This window comes from Nocardiopsis sp. NPDC055824, from assembly GCF_053616335.1.
This window is the reverse complement of sequence record NZ_JBSHDN010000016.1, coordinates 27,999-49,578: the sequence shown is the minus strand read 5'-3', so window position 1 is coordinate 49,578 and position 21,580 is coordinate 27,999. Positions and strand designations below refer to the sequence as shown.

Here is a 21,580-nt window from a genome sequence, read left to right as displayed (position 1 = left end):
GTTCGCGCGGTCGCCCCGGCTACCGGGGAGCGGACGTGCGATCGCGGTGGCCGCGCAGGTCACGGGCCAGCGGTGAGGGGTGCAGGCGCCGGGTGCGGCGGAGCCGGGCCAGGTCGGCCCGGCACTGGTGGGAGAGCTGGAGGTGGAAGTAGTTGACGTGCTCCAGCACAGCGAACCCCCACAGGGCAGCCCCCGGCCACACGTGCGCGCCGGACGCGCCGGTGGCCAGGGCTCCGGCGATGACGGCACCGCCCAGGGCGAACAGCGCGAGGTTGAGGCGGCCCAGCGTCCGGAAGACGCCGATCCAGGGAGGGCGGGGCGCGCGGACCCTGAGCTGGTGGACCTTGAGCCACCAGTAGGCCCCGCCCTCCAGGAGCAGCAGCGCGACCAGGCCGAGCCCGGCCAGGTTGGCGGGGCTCGCGGGCATGCCCAGGACGCCGAGGGCCACCACCGCGATCAGGACGATGTTGACATGTTCCAGGAGGGCCGCGTGGCGCAGTCGTCGGATGAGCACGTCCCCATTGTCCTCCGGCCCCGGCCCCGGCTCCGCGGGCCGCGGGGGAGGGCCGGCCGCCGGATCCCGTGCCCGCCGGCCGGGGAACCGCCGGTTCACCGGCGGTCACTCGGCACTTCTCGGTGACGACGCCGGCCCGGAGGGCTTCCCGCGCCGCTCCGACCGGAGGGGCCCTGGTTAGACTCCGCCCCATGAAGGTCCGCCTCGGTCGCCCCGACCTCTCCCGCCGCACCGGCCTCTTCGACCTCCCGGAAGCCGGGGCCGGCCCCGGCCCCTCGGTCACCTTCCTGGGGGTCTCCACGCTCCTCGTGCGGGACGGGGACTCGGCCGTCATGACCGACGGGTTCTTCTCCCGCCCGTCACTGACCGCCGTGGGCCTGCGGCGCATCGCCCCCGACCCCGCACGGATCGACGCCGCCCTGGCGCGGGCCGGGGTGGCCACGCTCGACGCCCTGCTCCCCGTGCACACCCACTTCGACCACGCCATGGACTCGGCGGCGGTCGCCCTGCGCACCGGGGCCCGCCTGGTCGGCGGCGCGTCCACCGCCAACATCGGGCGCGGCGGCGGCCTGCCCGAGGACAGGATCGTCCGCGCCGTGCCGGGCGAACCCCTGGCGTACGGCCCGTTCACCCTGACCCCGGTCGAGTCCCGCCACTGCCCGCCCGACCGCTTCCCCGGGGACATCGACGCGCCCGTCACACCCCCGGTCCGGGTCTCCGCGTACCGCTGCGGCGAGGCGTGGTCCCTCCTGCTGCGGCACACCGGCGGCGCCTCCGCGCTGATCCAGGGGAGCGCCGGGTTCGTGCCGGGCGCCCTCGCCGGGCACTCCGCCGACGTGGCCTACCTCGGCGTGGGACAGCTCGGCAGCCGGGACGACGACTACATCCGGACCTACTGGCACGAGACGGTCGGGGCGGTGGGGGCGCGCCGGGCCGTCCTCATCCACTGGGACGACTTCTTCCGACCACTCGACAAACCCCTGCGCGCACTGCCCCGCCCCGCGGACGACCTGGACACCACCATGCGCGTCCTCGGCGGGCTCGCCGCCGAACAGGGGGTCTCCCTGCACTTCCCCACCCTGTGGCGGCGCGAGGACCCCTGGGCGGGCCTTGCCTGAGACCGCGAACGACTGCCGCTCCGGATCCCGCACCGACGCGGACCTCCGCGTCGTGGCAGGACTGCAGGATCCCGCCCATGGCCACAGGCACGACAGGGAAATCTGCCCCAACCGTCCGGCAGCACGCGGTGGACGGGGCCCGGACGTCGAGGTCCGGAGGCCCCTCCGGCGGCACGGCCGGGACCCACCGCTGAACGGGGCCACCGGGAGCAAGGCACCGGGAACGGACGCCGACGACCCCCTGGCCCTCTACGACGCCCTGGTACGCGCCCGCGTCCCGGTGCCCTCGCCGCTCGGGGCGGTCGTCGCACAGGACGGACCGCTGGTGCGCGTCCACTACGGAACCCACGGGCAGGTCGACCACCGCGACACCGCCGGGGCCGACCTGACCCGCCTCGTCCTGCGCCAGAAGGAGGAGTTCGCCAGGCGGGTCGAACCGGTCGAGTGGCGAGTGCACGCGCACGACAGCCCGGCCCTGGCCGAGGCCCTGACCGGCGCCGGTTTCACCCCCGGATGGGAGCGGTCCGTGCTGGTCGCACCGGTGGAGGACATACCGGAGGCCGACCCCCCGCCGGGTTTCCGACTGATCGAAGCCGGCATCCACCCCTCAACTCGGGCCCTCGAAATCGCCGACGCCTCAGGTCCGCACCGGACCCCGCTGCCCGAGGCGCGCGTGGACGGGTTCGACCACGCCGACCGGACGCTGCACCTGGTGGACGAGGGGTCCCCGGACCGATTGCGAGCGGTGGGGTGGGCCTCGGTGCTCACAGGAACACCGTTCGTGACCGTCGGCGGGATGAGTGAGCCGAACCCGGTCTTCCCCTCCCTGCGGGCGCGCCGACTCGGCCCGTCCTGGCCCCGCTGGTGGGACTGGTTCAACTCCGGAGCCCGCTTCATGCTCGCCGAGGCGGACGGCCCGCTCCGTGACGTGCTCCGGCGCTCGGGGTTCCACGAGATCACCACGGTGCGCTCCTACCACTGGGTTCCGCCTGGCACCCCCGCCACCACGCGCCCCGTCCAGATGCTCCTCTCCGATCCGGAGCACGACGACCTGTGGGACCGCTTCGACGAACGCTTCTCCTTCGCCCCCAGCGTGGAGAGATACCCGGGCATCGTCGAACCCCCGGACTCCGCCACCTGGTTCCTGGACGGTCCCGACGAGGCGATCGAGGACACGGTGCTGCGCGGCCTTCTGGACTCCGTCCTACCCGGCGAACCCCTGTACTGGTTGGACTGGAACCACCAGGGCTACCGGTTCGACCCCGCCCGGGTGGAGGGTCCCGGCCTGCCCCGAGCTCCAGGGCAGGTTCTCCCCGACGGGGACTACTACATCTATGCGACCCGTGACCTGCGCCTGGGAACGTTCGGACATCCGTGGGAGGGCAGCCTGTGCGTGTTCGGACGCGATCTGCTCGCCCGGGTGGAGGACGCTCTCACCCAGGTTCTGGGGGAGCCGAGGCGGAGGGACGGGCGCGAGGTCGGTCACGCGTGACCTCCGGGCCCGGGTGGGGAGCATCCCGCAGGGGTACACCCACGGCGTCGCCGTCGGCGGCCACCACCCTCGTTCACCGGGAGAGCACTCGTGCGCTGGACCGTCCACTCGGAGAAGCCCCTCTACACCGACCCGTGGCTCGACGTCCGTATCGCCGACGTCGAGCTGCCCGGCGGGAAGCGGTTCGGCCACAGGCTGATCCGCACCCGGGGCGGGGCCGGGGCGGTGGTGCGGGACGGGAACGGCAACGTGCTGCTCCTGTGGCGGCACCGGTTCATCACCGACACCTGGACCTACGAGATCCCCATGGGCGGCCTGCACGAGGGAGAGGCCCCCGAGGCGGCCGCGGCCCGCGAGGTCGAGGAGGAGACGGGGTGGCGGCCCGGCCCGCTGCGGCCGCTGGTGTACGCCCAGCCCTCCCACGGGCTGATGGACAGCGAGCACCACGTGTTCGTCGCCGACGGGGCCGAACACATGGGGGAGCCCACCGACACCTGGGAGGCGGAGCGCATCGAGTGGGTCCCCTTGGACCGGGTCCCCGCACTCGTGCGGGAGCGCAAGCTGGTCGGCGGCACGTCCATGAACGCGCTCCTGTACCTGTACGCCTGCTCCCTCGACGGCCACCGGGTCTGAGGGGTTCCAGGTCGGCGGGCCCGGCCCCGCGCCACGGACCTATTCGGGGAAGTCGAATTCTCCGGCGCGGACGCCCCGGGTGAAGGCCTCCCATTCCTGGCGGGTGTAGAGGATCGTCGCACCGTCGGGGAAGTGGCTGTGGCGGACCGCGACCCGGCCCGTCCCGTCGTTCAGCGGACCGGCCTCGACACAGTTCCCGCCCCGGTCGGCACTGAAGCTGCTGATGTGCCAGGCAGCGCCTTCCAGCACCTGAGGATCGGTGGCCTGCGTCTGCTTGTCGGTCACGTGAGTTCCTTGCTGACAGTGAAGATGAACTCCGCCGATTCCTCGGCAGAGAGGGAGACTTCCCACAGGCGATCGTACATTTCCATCATCGAGTCGGAGTCGGGAGTCTCGATGTAGAGGGCACCCTTGGGGGTCTCGACGTAGCCGACCTCAGGATAAGGGTCCTCCATCCGGTATACGGCGAACGATCCACTGCTCAGCGTCGCATGACTGCCTGCCTCATATGTGAGAACGCGTATGTCCATGTGATCCTGCTCAGCCACCTGGTTGAGGGCCTGGAGCTGAGAGCGCATCATGCGCGAAGACCCGACGTGTCGACGCAGCACGGACTCGTCCAGCACGACCCGGAGTGATGGAGGATTCTCTCGACTCAGCAGAGCCTGGCGGGCTATCCGCAACTCGACCCAGCGCTCCATCTGCTCATCCGTGGCTTCTGGATTGGCGGCCGCTACAAGCGCACGGGCATATGGCTCGGTCTGAAGGATGCCCGGAACCACCGTGCTCTGGAATAGCCAGTGTTCAATCGCCAACTCTTCCAGCCACACAAAATCGATGAGCCAATCCACGACATCGTTCGCGTACCCCTCCCACCAGCCTGTCTGCCACACGTCGTCAGCGATCTTCAGCAGGTTTGCGCGCAGCTTCGGATCGTTGGCACCGTACAGGTCGAGCAGTGCCACGACCTCCGTGCGTCGGATGGGGTAGATGCCCGTCTCGAAGCGGCTCACAGTACCCATCGCACGCTGGAGATAGTCGGCCACCTCTTCGATGGTGCGACCCTCTGCCTCGCGCAGGTCTCGTAGGCGTTGGCCCAACCAACGTCCCCGCAGTGTCACTCGTTTGGGTTTCCTGACAGCGGCCATGTGAGCCTCCTGGGGGCCGTGGAAGCTTCTTATAGAAAAGCTTGTGCACCTAGAACGTGTGACCTACTGTAGCAGTGTGTAATCCCGCCTGCACAGAGAAGGTGTGGAGGCGGATTGGTCTGGCAAGCGCAAGAAGGCCCGAGCGGAACAGTTGGTCGCTCCCCGCTCGGGCCGGGAACCAGAGGAAGGCACGCATGGACGCGAACAATCCCGTCGATCCCGCTCCTGTCTATCAGAACGCCGATTCCGAGGACCGCCCACGGGCGTTCTACGTGGACGTGTGGGACGAGGACACCGACGACCTCGTGCACGCGTACTACGGGGTGTTCCACCCGGCGCGGGGCGGCTTGGCCCGCCCGGTCGACAGGCCGGGCGGCATCCACAGCTTCGGTGACGTCGAGCGCTTCGCCTGCCGGTTCGGCGGAGTCGTCACCTGGTGCTGACCGGTCGTCCGAGGGCCGCCCGCGCCTCCGCCAAGGCCCGGGCGGCCTTGCCGTGCAAGTGGGGGTCGTTGTCGGCCCCCAGGAGTTCAACAGCTCGCTCTAGACAGGGGACCGCGCTGTCGGGATCCTCGGCCGCCATCCACGTCAGCCCAAGTTCGTAGCGTGTGTGCCCTTCGCTGTGCTCGTCCCCGGAGGACACGAAGTAGTCGACCGCACGGTTCAGCAGGACGATGGCTTCCTCGAGCCGCCCGATCTCTCGCAACGCTAGCCCCAGGTTGTTCCAGGCCGTCGCCTTAAGGTAGGTGTCACCGAGCTGTTGATATATGGCTTGGGCGCGTTGGTGGGCGTTGATGGCTTCCTCGAAGCGCCCGATCTCTCGCAACGCTAGCCCCCGGTTGTTCCACGCCATCGCTTCGTTGTGGGTGTTTCCGAGCCGCTGGTGCATGTTCTGGGCGCGTTGGTGGGCGTTGATGGCTTCCTCGAACCGGCCCACCTTCCGCAGCGCCAATCCCCGGTTGTTCCACGCCGCTGCTTCGTTGTGGGTGTTTCCGAGCCGCTGGTGCATGTTCTGGGCGCGTTGGTGGGCGTTGATGGCTTCCTCGAACCGGCCCACCTTCCGCAGCGCCAATCCCAGGTTGTTCCACGCCGCTGCTTCGCTTCCGTGGAGGCTGGTTCGCCGGGATGCGCGCAGAACGATCCGGCTGACGACTTCCATGTCGTGGAAGCCTCTTCGACTGTCGAGGTATACGGACAACGCGAAGGGCAGTCCGATCTCCACTTCTGTATGCGAGAAACGCTGGGCCGTATACACGGCGTCGAGAAGGACCGCGCGTTCGGTGTCGAGCCACTCCAGCGCCGCGGCCTGGTCTTTGAAAGCCGTCGACGGTTCCTTGCCGGGACGTGTTTCAAGATGGCTGTCTGCGTCCCGTGCGACGGCTGTGTAGTGCTGGAGGAGGCGGCGCCGGGCTCGGGGGTAACGGCCAGTCTCGTTCTTCCCACTGGCCAGGGAAGCGGCGTAGTCGGCGACCAGGTCGTGCATACGCCAACGCCCTTCCTTGCCGCTGACCAGGTGAGCCGAGGCCAGAGCTCGCAGGGAGACGAGAGTTTCCTGCTCCGTACCACCCGCCAGCACGGATGCGGCCGTCGTGGAGATGTCCGGCCCGGGAGCGAGCCCCAGCAGGGCGAGCATCTCGGCGGCGTCCTTCGACAGGCGAGCGAGGGACTGCTCGAACACCGCGCGCAGGTTCCGTGAGTCGTCCCGGAGGTGGACCAGACGGGACTCGGCGTCCTCCAGGGTCGTCGCGAGCTCGCCGGTGGACATGTCCGGGGCGGCCGACAGAACGGCGGCACAGATGCGCAGGGCGAGGGGAAGACCCCCGCAGGTCTTCGCCACACGGGCGAGGGCGCCGGTGTCGTTCGCGCGCTCGTCTCCAGGGTCGACGATGCGCAGGGATTCGCTGAGCAGGCTCACGGAATGGGCCTCGTCGAGGTGGCCGAGCACGATCCTGCGCGAATGGAGAGAGGTAAGTCTGTCGCGCGAGGTGATCAGCACACGGTGTCTAGTCTGCCCCGGAAGCAGTGGCCTGACCTGGTCGGCGTGGGAGGCGTTGTCCGCCACGACCAGGATCGGGCCGCCCAGGTCCTCGGCGCGCCTCTCCAGCGCCGACCGGTACAGGGCCCGCTTGCCGTCGGCGTCGGCGGGCCACCTCTGTGTGGGCACCTCCAGGGCGTGCAGGAAGGACTCCACCGCTCGGTCGCCGTCGACGGGCGTGGTGTACCCGTGCAGGTCGATGAAGAGCGCTCCGGCGAACCATTCCCGGGCCAGCGCCTCGTGCCCCACCACCAGGGCCAGCTGTGTCTTGCCGACACCGCCCATCCCCTCGGCCACCACCAGCCCCGCCTGGGCGGTGCCCTCGGGGTCCAGGAGCGCCAGCACCCTGCCCAGCTCCGTGTCACGGCTGGTGAACCCCGGATCCACCTGGGGCAGCCCGAGCACCGGGGCCGCCGCACCCTCGGGCGGGGCGTAGTTGTTCTGCACCCCGATGGCGTCCCTCCGGGGCACCGGCTCGCGCATGTCGACGCGCGAGCCGGACTTCTTGGGGGACTTTTTCTTCTTTTTGCCCACGTGGTCAGCTCTTCCGGCGGCGGTTTCCGTCGTTGTACTGGGTCCCGATCACGTCGCCGCCAGCCTTCGCGCCGCGCATGTCGACGTGGTCGCCCTGGTAGGTGTGGCGGTGGACGCCCCCCTCGATGCTCCCGGCCTGGATGAGGATGCCCTGGTCCCGGACGTCGCCGTGGTGGATGTTGGTGACACCGCCCCGGATCTCCGGCTCGGGCGCGATCTCGTCCAGGAGGGCACGCAGCTCCGCGACGGCCTCGGGATCGTTCTTCAGGCGCTGGCGCAGCCGCACCTTCCACATCCCCCGCACGCTCTCGGTCAGCTCCTCGTCCTCCTCCAGGACCTCCTCGCGCGAAGTCTCCAGCTCGGCGAGGGTCGCCTCGTCGGCCTCGCCGCGGCCGAACACCCGGGCGAAACCGCCCTTCACCAGCTCCCAGCCGGTCCGGGTCATCTCCTGCACGAGGACCTTGGACCCCTCGTCGGCCAACATCGCCGGGTCGAACTCCACTGTGCGCCGCCTTTCACGTGACAGGGGCGGGAAACCCCTGCGGATAGGAGAGTCCAGCATCCCGCACGGTTCCCCGTGCGAGGGCGGAAATCCCCTCGCGCCCCGAAGGGGTCCGGGTTAGCGTGCCCGTATGGGGAGCACGCGCCGGCGGTGGCGCAGCCGGGAACTGGCCGAGGCCATGGAGCTGATCGGCGCGGAGGTCGAGCGGGCCTGGTCGCGGGTGTGCGCGGCCTGGGGCGCCGAGCCGGGCAGCCCGGAGGAACAGGACCTGGCCCGGCTGGTGGCCGAGGGCCCCGACCAGTTCGAGTGGCGGGTGGTCGACGCAGCGCTCGACCGCCTGACCTGCGAGGGGTGCGGCGAGAGCCTGGGGTCGGGCGAACGCGGCTGCGTCCCCTGCGACCTGGCCGACGGGTTCCGCTACGCGGCCCGCGAGGTCGACCGCCCCGGGGTCCCGCCGGGCAACGAGCACGCCGTCCGGGTGGCCTGGTCGGTGGCGAGCCGCCCCCACCGGGTGCAGCCGCGGGCGGTGTGCGGCATGGAGCTGGGTCTGCCCCTGCTCCACACGGGGGGCCTGCCCACCAGGGAGCAGGCTCACGGCTACCGGCACATGATCGACCAGCTCACCGGGGCCGAGGTCGAACGCGTGGCCTCCCTGGAGGAGCTGGAGGCGCTCACGGCGCGCTACCGCGACTGAGCCGCCGGAACACCGCGCCGTCGGAACCCGGCCGCGCCGCAACCGCTCCTCACCCCTCGTGGACCAGCGACTCCTCCACGAGCAGCCGCTCGCTGACCCTCTGGTAGCCCAGGGAGCGGTTGACCGCCAGCATCGGGGCGTTCTCCCGGTTGATGGTCACCGCCATGGCCTCCACGTGCGGGAACAGGTCGTGGACGCGCAGTGCCTGGGTGGCCTTGACCCGGCTGGCCAGGCCCCGGCGCCGGTGCCCGGGCAGGACGGCCGTGTCGTGCTGGTCGGCCACCGGGCCCCGCGTCACCGTGCTCACCGTGGCGGCGACCACCTCGTCGGTGGTGCGGTCCAGCGCCGCCCCCACCACCAGGCGCGAGCCGTCGTCGGTCATCCGGCGCTCCCACTCGCGCACCTGGTCCGCGCCCCAGCTGCGCGCACCCGTCTGGAGGATCGCCCCGGGGGAGTCGAGCACGTGGTCCAGCACACGGCCGAAGGACGCCGCCAGGGCGTCGGGGGCCTCGTCCAGCCAGTGGGTGAGCCGGTATCCGGGCCTGGGCCTGGAGGCGACGCCCCAGCAGCGCCGCAGGGTCTCCTCGTCCAGGTACTGCCTCTGGAGTTCCAGGCGCAGCAGGGTGCGCAGGTAGGGGCTGCTGTTGGCGAAGGGTTCCCCCGGGGGCCCGGCCAGCACCGTGCTCTGGAGTCCCACCACGCCCAGGGAGCGCGCCTCGGCGGCGGCCGCCTCCCGCAGGGCCCGTCCCAGCCCCCGGCGGCGCGCCGCCCGGTCGACGAAGAGGCGCAGGAAGCCGAGCCTCACGTCGTGCGGCTGGCGGCGCAGCTCCGCCACCCCCTGGACCGGATCGCCCGGCTCCGCCCGGGCCGACCAGCGCCACGCCTCCCCGGCCGGTGTCCGGAGCAGCTGCCGCACCAGGGCCTCCGGTTCGGGAGCGCTGCCGGACACCTCGCTCTGCCCGTCGGCGTAGACCGAGGCCCACGCTGCCAGGTCGGCGTGCGGGGCCGTGGAGGGGTCGAGGACTTCCACCAGGGATCTCACAGTGCCACCGTGCCACACGAGTGGCCGGGTGTCCCACCACGGCCCGCCCGGCGCGGGTCGGCCGCCGGGTGCGCGCCCCGGCCTCAGCGCATGAGGGGCAGCTGCCGGGTGAGCTTGTTGACCACGGTGCGGGGGCCGTGGAGTGCCACGCCCGCGTACTCCAGGTCACTCGCCGGGGTGGCGGCGAGCGCGTCCATGTACGCGCCGTAGTCGCGGGACCGGCGGGCCACCTCGTTGAACCCCACCACGGTCAGGTCCTGCTCGTCCGCCCCGGCCTTGATCTCGCGCAGCCGCTCGCCGGAGGCGACCAGCGTCGGCACCGGGTGGGGGTTGAGCCCGGCGTGCACCCCGCCGTCCGCGTCCTTGGTGTCGGCGGCCACGGAGTTCTCCAGGCGTCCGCCCAGTGCCAGCCCGAGCACCACGCCGGCGTTGGCGGCGATCGCGGGAGGCAGGTCCTCGCGCAGGATGACGACGAGCTTGGTGTCCATGGTCATGATTTCCCCGTTCATATGACGTTCCAGCCGTCCAGAAACTAGCCATACGCACGCGGGTTGAGGGCTGGTTCCGAACACTATTCGCCACGGCTTCTAGGCTGGAGGGCATGGACGAACTAGATTCGGCGATCGTGCGCGAACTCCAGCAGGATGCGCGGCAGACCAACCGCTCCCTCGCCCAGAAACTCGGCGTGGCCCCCTCCACCTGCCTGGAACGGGTCCGGCTGCTGCACCGGCGCGGGGTCGTCCGCGGCTACCACGCCGACATCGACCCGGCCGCGCTCAACAGGCCGGTGGAGGCGTTCGTGTCGGTGCAGCTGCGCCCGCCCAGCCGCCAGGTCATCGAGGGGTTCAAGGCGGCGATGTTCGCCCTGCCCGAGGTGCTGGCGGTCTACGTGGTGGCCGGCGAACAGGACTTCCTCGTGCACGTGTCGGTGCCCTCGCTGGACACCCTGCACAGCTTCCTCATCGACAGGCTCACCCAGCGGCGGGAGGTGACGAGCTTCCGCAGCCAGATCATCTACGACAGCGCCCGCAAGCACGTCGTCGCGCCGCTCGACTGACGCCCTCCGCCGGGAGGGCCCCGCCCGCCCCCGCCCCGGGGCGGACGGCCCCGCGCCCGCCTCGCAACATCCGACCGCCGGACGGGGGACCGGGGCGGGTACCCACCTGTTCGTCTCCGAGTGGGACGAGAACGCCGACCACGCTACCTTTGTGACGCCTGGGAATCACGGGGCGTGTGCGGACGACACGGCCCCGGCCGCCACCGGACACGAGGAACGCATGAGCACGAAGAACAACATCGGCATCGGCCTGGCCCTGGGGCTCTCCCTCGGCGCCGCCTTCGGTCTGGTCATGGACAACCTGGCCCTGGGCATCGGCATCGGCCTGGCCCTCGGCGTCGCTCTCGGCTCGTTCACCGGCGGCGGCGACGAGCCCGAGGACGACGGCGCCGAGAACGAGGACCGGGACGAGGGCGAGGAGACCGACGGCGACACGGACGCCGGGGGCGACGACAAGAAGGACTGACCGACCCGACGTGTCCCCTGCCACACCCCCGCGCCGAGGCCACGACCCCCACCTGCGAGAACGTCGGCCTCACCGCCCGCACGGCGCCCGGGTGAGCCGACTGTTTCCCGCGTGTTACGGCCCGACACGTCCAGGCAACGCGGGCTTCCTACCTTCGGTTTCATCGGTATCCGTCGAATCCGCCATCAGCCGTCGAGAAGGAAGGCCCGGTCGTGACGTCTGGCCAGCGCGCCCAGCGCACCGGTAAGAGCTGGATCTCCCGCTGGGACCCCGAGGACGAGGGGTTCTGGAACAGCGAGGGCCGTCCCGTGGCCCGCCGCAACCTGTGGGCCTCCATCGCCTCCGAGCACATCGGGTTCTCCGTGTGGAGCATCTGGTCGGTCCTCGTGCTGTTCATGCTCCCCGAACACGGCTTCTCCACCACACCCGAGCAGAAGTTCCTGCTCCTGTCGGCGGTCACCCTGGTCGGCGCGATCCTGCGCGTGCCCTACACCCTGGCCGTGCCGATCTTCGGCGGCCGCAACTGGACCATCGTCTCCACCGCCCTGCTCCTGATCCCCACGGGCGCGGCGTTCCTCCTCGTCCAGAACCCCGACACGCCCTTCTGGCTGATGCTGGCCCTGGCCGCCACCGCCGGCCTGGGCGGCGGCAACTTCTCCTCCTCCATGGCCAACATCAACTCCTACTTCCCCGAACGGGAGAAGGGGTGGGCGCTGGGCCTGAACGCCGGCGGCGGCAACATCGGGGTCGCCACCGTCCAGCTCGTGGGCCTGGCCGTCATCGCCCTGTTCACCACCTCCGCCGGGCAGCTGGTCCCCCTCTTCTACGCCCCGCTGATCCTCCTCGCCGCCTGGTGGGCGTGGCGGTCCATGAACAACCTGGTCAACGTGCGCAGCGACATCCCCGCGCAGCTCTCGGCCACGCGCGACCGCCACTTCTGGATCATGTCGCTGCTCTACATCGGCACCTTCGGGTCGTTCATCGGCACGGGGTTCGCCTTCGGGCTCCTGCTCCAGGCCCAGTTCGGCCTGGCCCCCGTCCAGTCCGCCGGGATCGCCGTCCTGGGGCCCGTCATCGGCTCCCTCATCCGCCCGGTCGGCGGACGCATGGCCGACTCCCTGGGCGGCGCCCGCGTCACCCTGTGGGTCTTCGCCGCCATGACCGCCTGCGCCGCCGTGCTCGTCCTGGCCGTCCAGGCCTCCCAGCTGGGCCTGTTCATCGGCGCGTTCGCGGTCATGTTCGTCCTGACCGGCCTGGGCAACGGCTCCACCTACAAGATGATCCCGTCCATCTACGCCGCCAAGGCGGAGGACGCCATCGCCGCGGGCGAGCCCCGCGAGGAGGCCCTGTCCCGGACCAAGCGCGTCTCCTCATCCATGCTCGGACTGATCGGCGCCGTCGGCGCACTGGGCGGGGTCGCCATCAACGTGACCTTCCGCGAGTCGTTCGCCGCCACCGGGTCGACAGCGCCCGCCTTCCTGGCCTTCGGCGCCTTCTACCTGCTGTGCGCACTGGTCACCTGGGCCGTCTACCTGCGCAAGCCCGCCCGCACCCCCGAGGGCGCCCGGGCCGCCGGAACCGCCGCACCGGCGGCCGACGCGGCGGAGACCACCACGCGATGACCACCACCCACTGCCCCTACTGCGCGCTGCAGTGCGCCATGCGCCTGGAGCCCGGGCCGGACGGGCGCCTGGCCGCCCGCCCGGCCCCCTTCCCCACCAACCGTGGCGGACTGTGCCGCAAGGGGTGGACCTCCGCCGAGGTCCTCACCGTCCCCGACCGCCTCACCCGGCCCCTGATGCGCAAGGACCGCGACTCGGACCTGGTGGAGACGGACTGGGACACCGCCCTGGACCACGTGGCCGAGCGCCTGCTGGCCCTGGCCGCCGAGTCCGGCCCCGACACCGTCTCGGTGTTCGGCAGCGGCGGGCTCACCAACGAGAAGTCCTACACCCTGGGCAAGTTCGCACGCCTGGCCCTGGGCACCTCCCAGATCGACTACAACGGCCGGTTCTGCATGTCCTCGGCCGCGGCCGGGGGCATGCGGGCCTTCGGCCTGGACCGGGGGATGCCCTTCCCCCTCTCCGACGTCGGCGGGGCCGAGGCGGTCCTGCTGGCCGGGGCCAACCCCGCCGAGACCATGCCGCCGATGATGGGCCACCTGTCCGCGCCCGCCCTCCTGGTCGTCGACCCGCGCCGCTCGGCCACCGCCCAGGTCGCCCTCGACAACGGCGGCCTGCACCTGGCTCCCCGCCCCGGCACCGACCTCGCCCTGGCCCTGGGCCTGCTCCACGCCGTACGCGTCGGGGGATGGGTGGACGAGGAGTTCGTCGCCTCCCGCACCACCGGCTTCGAGGCCGCCTGGGAGCACGCCGCCGCCTGGTGGCCCGAGCACACCGAACAGGTCACCGGCGTGCCCGCCGCGCACATCCGGGCCGCCGCCGACCTGCTCGGCGCCGCCGCGCGCAACCGCTCCGCCTACGTCCTGACCGGGCGCGGCACCGAGCAGCACGCCAAGGGCACCGACACCGTCTCGGCGTGGATCAACCTCTCCCTCGCCCTGGGCCTGCCCGGCCGCGCCGGCTCCGGCTACGGGTGCATCACCGGGCAGGGCAACGGCCAGGGCGGGCGCGAGCACGGCCAGAAGGCCGACCAGCTCCCCGGCTACCGCCGGATCGACGACCCCGCCGCCCGCGCCCACGTCGCCGGGGTGTGGGGCGTGGAACCCGACACCCTGCCCGGGCCGGGCCGCTCCGCCTTCGAGCTCCTGGACGCCCTGGGCACCGCCGGGGGGCCGCGCGCCATGCTGCTGTTCGGCTCCAACCCGGCGGTCTCCGCCCCCGACAGCGGCCGCGTGCGCTCCCGCCTGGCCGCCCTGGACCTCCTGGTCACCGCCGACTTCGTCCTGTCGGAGACCGCCGCGATGTCCGACGTTGTCCTGCCCGTCGCCCAGTGGGCGGAGGAGTCGGGGACCATGACCAACCTGGAGGGGCGCGTCCTGCGCCGCAACCGGGCCGCCGAGCCGCCCCCCGGGGTGCGCACCGACCTTCAGGTGCTCTCCGACCTGGCCGTGCGGCTGGGCCAGCCCCCCGAGCGCTTCGCCACCGACCCCGACACCGTCCTGGCCGAGCTGGGCCGTGCCTCCGCGGGGGGCGCCGCCGACTACTCCGGGGTCACCCCCGCACGGCTCGACTCCGGCGAGGCCCTGTACTGGCCGGTGCGCGCGGACGCCGCGCCCACGCCCCGCCTGTTCCTGGACTCCTTCGCCCACCCCGACGGCCGCGCCCGGTTCCTCGCGGTGTCCCACCGGCCCCCGGCCGAGGCCACCGACGCCGACTACCCGCTGGTCGCCACGACGGGGCGGCTCATGGGCCACTACCAGTCCGGCGCCCAGACCCGCCGCGTCCCCGAACTGGGGCGGGCCGAACCGGAGGCGTACGTGGAGGTGCACCCGGACACGGCCGCCCGCGCCGGACTGGCCGCGGGGGACTGGGCCCGCGTCACCTCCCGGCGCGGCCGCACCCGCGCCCGGGTGCGCCTGTCGCCCACCGCGCGCCTGGACACCGTGTTCCTGCCCTTCCACTTCGCCGGGGACCAGGCCGCGAACAACCTCACCAACCCGGCCCTGGACCCCACCAGCCGCATGCCCGAGTTCAAGGTCAGCGCCGTGCGCCTGGAACCCGAGCTCTGATCCCGTCCGCCGCGGGCGCCGCCGCCCGCACCGCACCCGTCCACCCGGCCGACGCAGCCCGGGAACGCACACCCCACACCAGGAGGCAGAAGTTGAGCACCGTGCAGGGCGCGTCCCCGCGTCAGATCGTGGTCGTCGGCAACGGCATGGTCGGAGCCCGCTTCGCCGAGGAGGTGGCGCGCCTGGACCCCAAGGGCGAGCGCGTCCACGTGAGCGTGGTCGGCACCGAGCCCCACGCCGCCTACAACCGGGTCCTGCTGTCGGGGATCGTCGCGGGCGACTACAGCGCCGACCAGATCCGGCTCCCCGTCCCCGACACCCCGGGGGTGACCGTGCGCACCGGCGTCACGGCCACCGCCCTGGACACCGAGCGGCGCACCGTCGCCCTGGACGACGGCAGCCACCTGGCCTACGACGAACTGGTCCTGGCCACCGGCGCGCGCGCCGCCTTCCCGCCGATCACCGGGGCGACCGCGCCGGACGGGGCGCCGGGGGAGGGGGTGACCGCCCTGCGCGACCTGGCCGACTGCCACCGCCTGCTGGCCCTGGCCCGGCCCGGCGCGCCCGTGGTGGTGCTGGGCGGCGGGGTCCTGGGCCTGGAGGCCGCGCGCGGCCTGGTGGGACGCGGCGCCCGGGTGTCGGTGGTGGAGTCCTCCCCCTGGATCATGCGCCGCCAGATCGACCAGCCCGCCGCCCGGATCCTGGCCGACCGCTACTCCGCCCTGGGCGTGGCCGTGCACTCCTGGCGGGTGGCCTCCCGGTGGATCCCGGGCACCGGCCTGGAACTGGACGACGGTCGTATCCTGCCCGGCGACGCCCTGGTGGTCACCGCCGGGGTGCGCGGCAACACCGAACTGGCCGCGGACGCGGGGATCGGGGTCGAGCACGGCATCCTCGTGGACGACGCCCTGTCCACCTCCGACGCCCGCGTGCACGCCATCGGCGACTGCGCCCAGCACCCGGGCGGCGGCGCGGGCCTGGTCCAGCCCGGCTGGGAGCAGGCGGGCGTCCTGGCCCGGCGGCTCACGGGAACGGCGCCGAACGCCCTCTACACCGGGGCCCGGCCGCTGACCCGGCTCAAGGCCGAGGGCATCGAGCTGACCGCGTTCGGCAGGGTGCACGAGGCCGACGACGCCGAAGGGCTGGAGACGGTCACCATCAGCGACCCCTACGGCGGGCGCTACGCCAAGCTGTCGGTGTGCGAGGAGAAGGTGGTGGGCGCGGTGCTCCTGGGATTCCCCGAGGCCGCGGCGACGCTGTCCCAACTCTTCGACACCGGCGCCCCGGTGCCCGCCGACCGGCTGGCCCTGCTGCAGGGGCTGCCGACCGCCGCCCCCGAGGGGCAGGGCGCGGTCGCGGAGGCGCCGGTGTGCCGCTGCAACGCGGTCACCCGCACCGACATCGAGCAGGCCTGGCTGGACGGGGCGCGCACCCGCGAGGCCATCGCCGAGACCACGCGGGCCACCACCGGGTGCGGCGGGTGCGTGCGCGACGTCAACGCGCTGCTGTCGGGGATGGGTGCCCAGGCCCCCGCCCCGGTCGCCTGACCCCGGGGCCGGGAGCCCCGGCCGGAGGGGCTGCGCCCGCCGGTCCGAACCGGTCCCCGAAGCACCGGAGCCGCCCCGGTCCCACTCAGCCCGGCACGTCCATGCGCTGCGTGCCGACCACCGACAGCAGGCGCAGCGCCTCCTCCGCCGGGGAGCCGGGGTCGGCCGTGTAGATCACGACCCGCTGGTCCCGGTCGGCGATGTCCAGGACGTCGCAGTTGAGGGTGAGGGCGCCCAGCAGCGGGTGCCGGAGGGTCTTGCGCAGGCCGGGACCGGTGCGCACGTCGTGGTCGGCCCAGAGCCGGGCGAACTCCGCGCTGCCGGAGAGGAGGTCGCCCACCAGCGCGGCCACCTCGGGGTCGTCGGGGTAGCGGGCGGCGGCAGCCCTCAGGTGCCCGGCCGCGGCGCGCGCGAACGCCTCCGCCTCGGCGGGGTCGTGCAGCCGCGTGTCCGAGCGCGGTGCGAGGAAGGCGTGGCGCACGAGGTTGCGCTCGTGCCGGGGCAGAGCGGAGAAGTCCCCCAGGAGCGCGGCCGCAAGGTCGTTCCAGGCGATCACCTCGTAGGTCGCGGACAGCACGATCGCCGCGGCCTGCGGCAGGCGCCCCAGCAGGTCGAGAATGCTCTGCCGCACCTCGCGCGAGGGGCCGACCGGTGGCCCGGGCGGTGCGCCGGCGAGGTGGTGCAGGTGGTCCCGTTCGGCGTCCGACAGGCGCAGGGCCCGGGCGAGGCCCGAGAGCACCTCGCGCGAGGGGCGCGGACCGCGGGCCTGCTCCAACCGCGTGTAGTACTCGGTCGAGATGTACGCCAGCTGCGCCACCTCCTCGCGACGCAGTCCCGGCGTGCGGCGGCGCGGACCGGCGGGCAGCCCCACGTCGGCAGGGGCGATGCGCTCACGCCTGCCGCGCAGGAATCCGGCCAGCTCTCTTCTGTCCACGCCCCCAGTGTGCACGCCGGCCGGGGGCGGTAGCCAGGTACCGCCGGTGCCTGGATCGGCCGCGCGGTCCGCGCCAGGCTCACCTCCATGAACACTGCACAGACCACCGACACCCCCGCCCACGCCGCCACGGGCCTTCTGGCCGGCAAGGTCGCCCTCGTTACCGGGGCCGGACGCGGCATCGGCGCCGCCGCGGCCCGCCTGTTCGCCCGGGAGGGCGCCAGGGTGCTGCTCGCGGCCCGGACCGAAGAACAGCTGAAGGCGGTGACCGAGGAGATCAGGGCCGCGGGCGGAACCGCCGACCACGCGGTGTGCGACCTGGCCGACGGCGACAGCATCCGCGGCGCCGTCGACCGCGCCGTGGCCCTGTACGGCCGCCTCGACGTCGCCTTCAACAACGGCGCGACCGCCGTGCCGCCAGGCCCGATGGACCAGGCGACCGAGGCCGACTTCGACCACGTCTACGCCGTGAACCTCAGGGGCCCCTGGACGGCCATGGTCGCCCAGGTGGCCGCCATCCGGGCCACCTCCGGCACCGGCGCCATCGTCAACACCTCCTCCGTCGGCAGCCTGAGGGGCAACCCCGCGCTGCCCTCCTACGGTGCGGCGAAGCGGGCGCTCAACAGCCTCACCGAATCGGCGGCGGCCACCTACGGGCCGGAGGGCATCCGCGTCAACGCCATCGCCCCCGGCACCACGCTGACCGACATGATGCGCGGCTGGGACGAGAGGTCGCCGGGCATCATCGACCACCTCAACGCCCGCACCCCGCTGCGCCGCGCGGCCGACCCCGACGAGATCGCCCAGGCGGCCGCCTGGCTCCTCAGCGACCGCGCCTCCTACGTGACGGGGGCGGTCCTGCCCGTGGACGGCGGCATGCAGACGGTGTGATCGGGGACGTCCGGGCGGTAGGAGGGGGCCTCCGGCGTCCGCGCCGCCGACGGGCGGCACGGTCGGCGGCACCCCGCAGGGCCCGGCGCGACGACGCGCCGCGTCGCCCGTGTCCCGGACCCGGCCCGGGACACGGGCCGCAGGGAGCCCCCTCGTTCCGGCGCCGGAACGAGGGGCCCGTACGCCCCGCCCGGCCGCGCCGGGACCGCCCGCGGGTGGGCGGGGGCTCGCGCGGGCCCGTGGGTCGGGGAGGAGCGCAGCACCGGACGGATGTCCCTGGCTTTCGCTCGTCGTTTCCGCGAGAGGGCCCTGAGCATCTGCATCACCCAGGGGGACGACAGCCGCTTCGGCTTTCCTGCGAGCCCGGTGCGCGTTCCGCTTGGCCTTCCTTGAAGCCCGCAACGCTGCACGCTGGGCGGGCTGCACGTAGATCTGGAAGAGCGCCTCGTAGATGAGGTCGGCCACGTCGGCGACCTCCTCGGCGGAGAACTCCAGGCCGTCGAAGCCGTCACGCTCTTCGAAAACGACCACCGACCGCTTGCGGACCGGGCAGGTCCAGACCTGGTAGTACATGCCCACGGGAAGGTTCTGTGGATTGTGGTAACCGAACTCGGGCCGGACCCGTGTGCGCACAGGGGCGTTCGTCTCGTGCAAGAACTGCACGTAGCGGTCACACGTGGGATTGGGGCACAGCCCGGAAGGCTCGTCCTTGTGGGGAGAGGACATCGGAGAGCGGCAGTGTCACCATGCACCCGTCATATCGCAGATCCCCGACATTCGCACGGGCTCCTCGAGTGGCGGAAGAGGCCGAGGGTCCCACCCTGCTTTCATGAGGTTGAGGAAAACAAGGATGTCGACTCCTCACCTTCGCATTCAAACAGGGGGCGCGCCTTTTTCTCAACCTCATCCCCGACAAGTGAACCTTATTGGCGGTGAGTCACCCTGGTTGACGGATCCGGGTACGAGAGAGCCCCCGCGCAACGACTCCTGAAATTCGCCATGCCGGACGAAGGGGCCTTGATGTGGATCGGTAGACCGTCGTGTTGTACGGGGCAGGCGGCGGGGTCGACGACCACGGCCCGGACGTAGCCGTGCGGCGTTCGCACCGGGGCGCTGGGCCCCGCGGTGAAGGCTGCGGAGGGGGCGGGGCTCCTGCAGACTGTCGGCCATGGCCGACATCACCCCTGAGCTCGTGCGCGCCCTGGTCGCCGAGCAGTTCCCCCGGTGGCGCGACCTCCCTGTACGCCCCGTAGCCCGCCAGGGCTGGGACAACCGGACGTTCCGGCTCGGCGACGAGCTGGTCGTGCGGCTGCCCAGCGGCGAGGGCTACGTCGCCGCCGTGGCGAAGGAGGACCGCTGCCTTCCCAGGCTGGCCGGGCATCTTCCGCTCGCGGTACCCGTGCCGGTCGCCACCGGCCGGCCGGCGGCGGCCTACCCGTTCCCGTGGTCGGTGCGGCGCTGGCTGCCCGGCGTGACCGTCGAGGCCGCGACCGGCATCGACCGAACGCGGCTGGCGCGCGACCTCGGCGCTTTCCTGACCGCCCTGCGCCGGGCCCCGACCGGTCCGGGCCCGGCCTCCGGGGCCCACTCGCACCACCGCGGGTGCCACCCCGGCGTGTACGGCCATCAGGTCGAGCAGGCCCTGGAGCGGCTCGGCGGCGCCGTGGACTCCGCCTCGTGCCGGCGCATCTGGGCCGAGGCGGTGCGCTCCGCCTGGTCGGGCGCCCCCACGTGGTGCCACGGCGACGTCGCCGCGGGGAACCTGCTCACCACCGACGGCACGCTGTCCGCGGTCATCGACTTCGGCTGCTGCTCCGTGGGCGACCCGGCGTGCGACCTCGTCATGGCCTGGACGTTCTTCACGGCCGAGGAGCGCCCGGTCTTCCGCGAGGCTGTCGGCCTTCCGTCCGACACCTGGCGAAGGGCCCGCGGCTGGGCGCTGTGGAAGGCGCTGGTGACCATGGCCGGGCTGTCGAGCCCCGACCAGCGAGGCGTGCAGCGCCGCGTCCTGTCCCACGTCCTCGCCGACCCCGTAACGGACTGACCCGCGCCGGCCCGGACTCGGCGGTGGTGGTGAGGGCGAAGGGCGAGGGGTGTGCACACGGGTACTCCCTTCCGGGGCGCTCGGGCTGCGCCCGATCCCGGTGAGCATGCCCCGCCGCCCGGCACCGGCCGCTCCGTGTCCGGGAGTGGACGCGGCACGGACAGCCACCTACCGCCGAATCCTGCGGCAACCCTCCTCGACCCCCTGCCGGGCCCCGTTCAGCGGGCCGGGGCGGTGAGGCGCCGCAGGGCGGCGCGGGCGGGCGGGCCCCAGGCGGCCTTGCCGCCGGGGCGCCCGTGCTCGCCGGCGTCGCCGACGAGGATCCCGACGAGGGCGCGCAGCACCGCGCAACCGCGGGCACGGCGCAGGGTCGCGGCGTCCGCGCCCGGGCGGTAGGCGTCGTGGAAGCGGTCGGCGGCGCCGTCCGGCAGCAGGGTCCAGGCGGCGGCGAGGTCGTAGGCCGGATCGCCCGCGCACAGGTCCCCGAAGTCGACCACCCCGCAGAAGGCGCCGTTCTCGGTGAGGACGTTGGCCGGATGCAGGTCGGCGTGCAGCCACAGCGCCGGGCCTGCCCAGACGGGAGCGGCGACGGCGTCCTCCCAGACGGCGCGGACCGCGTCCGGGTCGGGGACCAGCCCCAGCCCGGTGGCCGTGTCGAGCTGCTCGGCGAACTGCTCGGCGGCCCCGGCCAGCGGCCCCCCGCGGTCGCGGCCGGCGGGCGCCCCCACGGGGGCCGGCCGGTGGAGGGCCGTGAGGAAGGCGGCCAGGCCGTCGGCCGCGGCCCCGGCGCGCGTGGCGGGAGCGCGGTCGGCGGGCGTGCCCGGTACCCAGGTGGTGACGATCCAGGGCCGCGGGAACCGCTGGGAGGGCTCGCCGAGGCGCTGGGGGACGGGGACCGGGAGGGGGAGGCGCGGGGCGAGGAAGGGCAGCCAGGCGTACTCCTTGTGCAGCAGCGCGTCGGCGGACTCCGTCGCCCACGGCAGCCGGACGGCGAGATCGTCGCCCAGCCGCCACAGCTGGTTGTCCCAGCCACGCGCCCCGAGGCTCAGGGGCAGGTCGGCCAGGTCGGGGTGCTGTTCACGCAGCAGGCCGCGGACGAGCTCCCCCGTGATGTCGATCTCGGTGCGGGTCATGGGAGGCAACAGTAGACCCCGGCCGCACCGCCTCCGAGCCCCCGGGCCGGGGCTCGGTCGGGGCGGTCCCGGGTGATCGGGCGGCCCCGGACCCGGCGCAGGTCCA

The 21,580-nt window shown here is 72.9% G+C and carries 21 protein-coding genes; 12 read left to right on the top strand and 9 right to left on the bottom strand.

Annotated features, from left to right (window positions below):
* Nucleotides 1-19: 19 nt before the first annotated feature.
* Nucleotides 20-514: a hypothetical protein gene (locus tag ACWGL3_RS06455; RefSeq protein WP_267949996.1), complete on the bottom strand. Its 495-nt coding sequence runs from the start codon at nt 512-514 to the stop codon at nt 20-22.
* 191 nt (nt 515-705) lie between these two features.
* Between ACWGL3_RS06455 and ACWGL3_RS06450 the strand changes: the two genes are divergently transcribed.
* The 3 genes from ACWGL3_RS06450 (at nt 706) to ACWGL3_RS06440 (ending at nt 3,757) form a co-directional block, all read left to right on the top strand.
* Complete coding sequence (locus ACWGL3_RS06450; protein WP_267949995.1) at nt 706-1,632, top strand: MBL fold metallo-hydrolase; 927 nt, start codon at nt 706-708, stop codon at nt 1,630-1,632.
* Nucleotides 1,625-3,124 (top strand): DUF2716 domain-containing protein, encoded by a 1,500-nt coding sequence (locus ACWGL3_RS06445; RefSeq protein ID WP_452460976.1) that lies wholly within the window; start codon nt 1,625-1,627, stop codon nt 3,122-3,124. The genes ACWGL3_RS06450 and ACWGL3_RS06445 overlap by 8 nt, the downstream gene beginning before the upstream one ends.
* Nucleotides 3,125-3,214: 90 nt before the next feature.
* On the top strand, nt 3,215-3,757 hold the full coding sequence (locus ACWGL3_RS06440; protein ID WP_267949993.1) for an NUDIX domain-containing protein: 543 nt from the start codon (nt 3,215-3,217) through the stop codon (nt 3,755-3,757).
* A 39-nt stretch (nt 3,758-3,796) separates the two neighbouring features.
* Here the strand turns inward: ACWGL3_RS06440 and ACWGL3_RS06435 are convergent, their stop codons facing one another.
* Together ACWGL3_RS06435 and ACWGL3_RS06430 are read right to left on the bottom strand one after the other, a co-directional pair.
* The gene (locus ACWGL3_RS06435) at nt 3,797-4,042 is read right to left on the bottom strand and encodes a DUF397 domain-containing protein (RefSeq protein ID WP_267949992.1); all 246 of its coding nucleotides are present in this window, start codon (nt 4,040-4,042) and stop codon (nt 3,797-3,799) included.
* Nucleotides 4,039-4,905, bottom strand: coding sequence for a helix-turn-helix domain-containing protein (locus ACWGL3_RS06430; protein WP_452460975.1), 867 nt, complete (start codon nt 4,903-4,905; stop codon nt 4,039-4,041). The genes ACWGL3_RS06435 and ACWGL3_RS06430 overlap by 4 nt, the downstream gene beginning before the upstream one ends.
* Before the next feature lie 194 nt (nt 4,906-5,099).
* Here ACWGL3_RS06430 and ACWGL3_RS06425 point away from each other — a divergent pair, with 194 nt between their 5' ends.
* Nucleotides 5,100-5,348 (top strand): hypothetical protein, encoded by a 249-nt coding sequence (locus ACWGL3_RS06425; RefSeq protein ID WP_352982590.1) that lies wholly within the window; start codon nt 5,100-5,102, stop codon nt 5,346-5,348.
* Here ACWGL3_RS06425 and ACWGL3_RS06420 read toward each other — a convergent pair.
* Nucleotides 5,335-7,473 carry an ATP-binding protein gene (locus tag ACWGL3_RS06420; RefSeq protein WP_452460974.1) on the bottom strand — a complete coding sequence of 713 codons (2,139 nt, stop codon included), beginning with the start codon at nt 7,471-7,473 and terminating at the stop codon, nt 5,335-5,337. The genes ACWGL3_RS06425 and ACWGL3_RS06420 overlap by 14 nt on opposite strands.
* A 4-nt stretch (nt 7,474-7,477) precedes the next feature.
* Nucleotides 7,478-7,975, bottom strand: a complete 498-nt coding sequence (locus ACWGL3_RS06415; RefSeq protein ID WP_344175888.1) for a hypothetical protein — start codon at nt 7,973-7,975, stop codon at nt 7,478-7,480.
* A 130-nt stretch (nt 7,976-8,105) separates the two neighbouring features.
* Here ACWGL3_RS06415 and ACWGL3_RS06410 point away from each other — a divergent pair, with 130 nt between their 5' ends.
* Nucleotides 8,106-8,669: a hypothetical protein gene (locus ACWGL3_RS06410; protein ID WP_452460973.1), complete on the top strand. Its 564-nt coding sequence runs from the start codon at nt 8,106-8,108 to the stop codon at nt 8,667-8,669.
* A 49-nt stretch (nt 8,670-8,718) separates the two neighbouring features.
* Here ACWGL3_RS06410 and ACWGL3_RS06405 read toward each other — a convergent pair whose 3' ends face one another.
* A complete protein-coding gene (locus tag ACWGL3_RS06405; RefSeq protein ID WP_267949988.1) occupies nt 8,719-9,711 on the bottom strand; it encodes a GNAT family N-acetyltransferase in 993 nt (330 codons plus the stop codon).
* Nucleotides 9,712-9,794: 83 nt separating this feature from the next.
* Nucleotides 9,795-10,205: a DUF2000 domain-containing protein gene (locus tag ACWGL3_RS06400; protein ID WP_267950380.1), complete on the bottom strand. Its 411-nt coding sequence runs from the start codon at nt 10,203-10,205 to the stop codon at nt 9,795-9,797.
* 107 nt (nt 10,206-10,312) lie between these two features.
* On the opposite strand from ACWGL3_RS06400, the gene ACWGL3_RS06395 reads away from it, so the two are divergent.
* The 5 genes from ACWGL3_RS06395 to ACWGL3_RS06375 all read left to right on the top strand — a co-directional run bounded on the left by ACWGL3_RS06395 (nt 10,313) and on the right by ACWGL3_RS06375 (nt 16,472).
* Nucleotides 10,313-10,768 (top strand): Lrp/AsnC family transcriptional regulator, encoded by a 456-nt coding sequence (locus tag ACWGL3_RS06395; RefSeq protein ID WP_267949987.1) that lies wholly within the window; start codon nt 10,313-10,315, stop codon nt 10,766-10,768.
* 220 nt (nt 10,769-10,988) lie between these two features.
* On the top strand, nt 10,989-11,234 hold the full coding sequence (locus ACWGL3_RS06390) for a hypothetical protein (protein ID WP_267950592.1): 246 nt from the start codon (nt 10,989-10,991) through the stop codon (nt 11,232-11,234).
* 212 nt (nt 11,235-11,446) lie between these two features.
* On the top strand, nt 11,447-12,856 hold the full coding sequence (locus ACWGL3_RS06385; protein WP_452460972.1) for an MFS transporter: 1,410 nt from the start codon (nt 11,447-11,449) through the stop codon (nt 12,854-12,856).
* Complete coding sequence (locus ACWGL3_RS06380) at nt 12,853-14,925, top strand: molybdopterin oxidoreductase family protein (RefSeq protein ID WP_452460971.1); 2,073 nt, start codon at nt 12,853-12,855, stop codon at nt 14,923-14,925. The genes ACWGL3_RS06385 and ACWGL3_RS06380 overlap by 4 nt, the downstream gene beginning before the upstream one ends.
* Before the next feature lie 92 nt (nt 14,926-15,017).
* The gene (locus ACWGL3_RS06375) at nt 15,018-16,472 is read left to right on the top strand and encodes an FAD-dependent oxidoreductase (protein WP_267949984.1); all 1,455 of its coding nucleotides are present in this window, start codon (nt 15,018-15,020) and stop codon (nt 16,470-16,472) included.
* 85 nt (nt 16,473-16,557) lie between these two features.
* Here the strand turns inward: ACWGL3_RS06375 and ACWGL3_RS06370 are convergent, their stop codons facing one another.
* Entirely contained in the window at nt 16,558-17,406 is an 849-nt protein-coding gene (locus ACWGL3_RS06370) for a helix-turn-helix transcriptional regulator (RefSeq protein ID WP_267949983.1), read from the bottom strand.
* 87 nt (nt 17,407-17,493) lie between these two features.
* Here ACWGL3_RS06370 and ACWGL3_RS06365 point away from each other — a divergent pair, with 87 nt between their 5' ends.
* Both ACWGL3_RS06365 and ACWGL3_RS06360 read left to right on the top strand, forming a co-directional pair.
* Nucleotides 17,494-18,297 (top strand): SDR family NAD(P)-dependent oxidoreductase, encoded by an 804-nt coding sequence (locus ACWGL3_RS06365; protein ID WP_267949982.1) that lies wholly within the window; start codon nt 17,494-17,496, stop codon nt 18,295-18,297.
* 1,168 nt (nt 18,298-19,465) lie between these two features.
* Nucleotides 19,466-20,341: an aminoglycoside phosphotransferase family protein gene (locus tag ACWGL3_RS06360; RefSeq protein ID WP_267949981.1), complete on the top strand. Its 876-nt coding sequence runs from the start codon at nt 19,466-19,468 to the stop codon at nt 20,339-20,341.
* A 218-nt stretch (nt 20,342-20,559) separates the two neighbouring features.
* Here the strand turns inward: ACWGL3_RS06360 and ACWGL3_RS06355 are convergent, their stop codons facing one another.
* On the bottom strand, nt 20,560-21,474 hold the full coding sequence (locus tag ACWGL3_RS06355; RefSeq protein ID WP_267949980.1) for an aminoglycoside phosphotransferase family protein: 915 nt from the start codon (nt 21,472-21,474) through the stop codon (nt 20,560-20,562).
* Between the last annotated feature and the right edge of the window lie 106 nt (nt 21,475-21,580).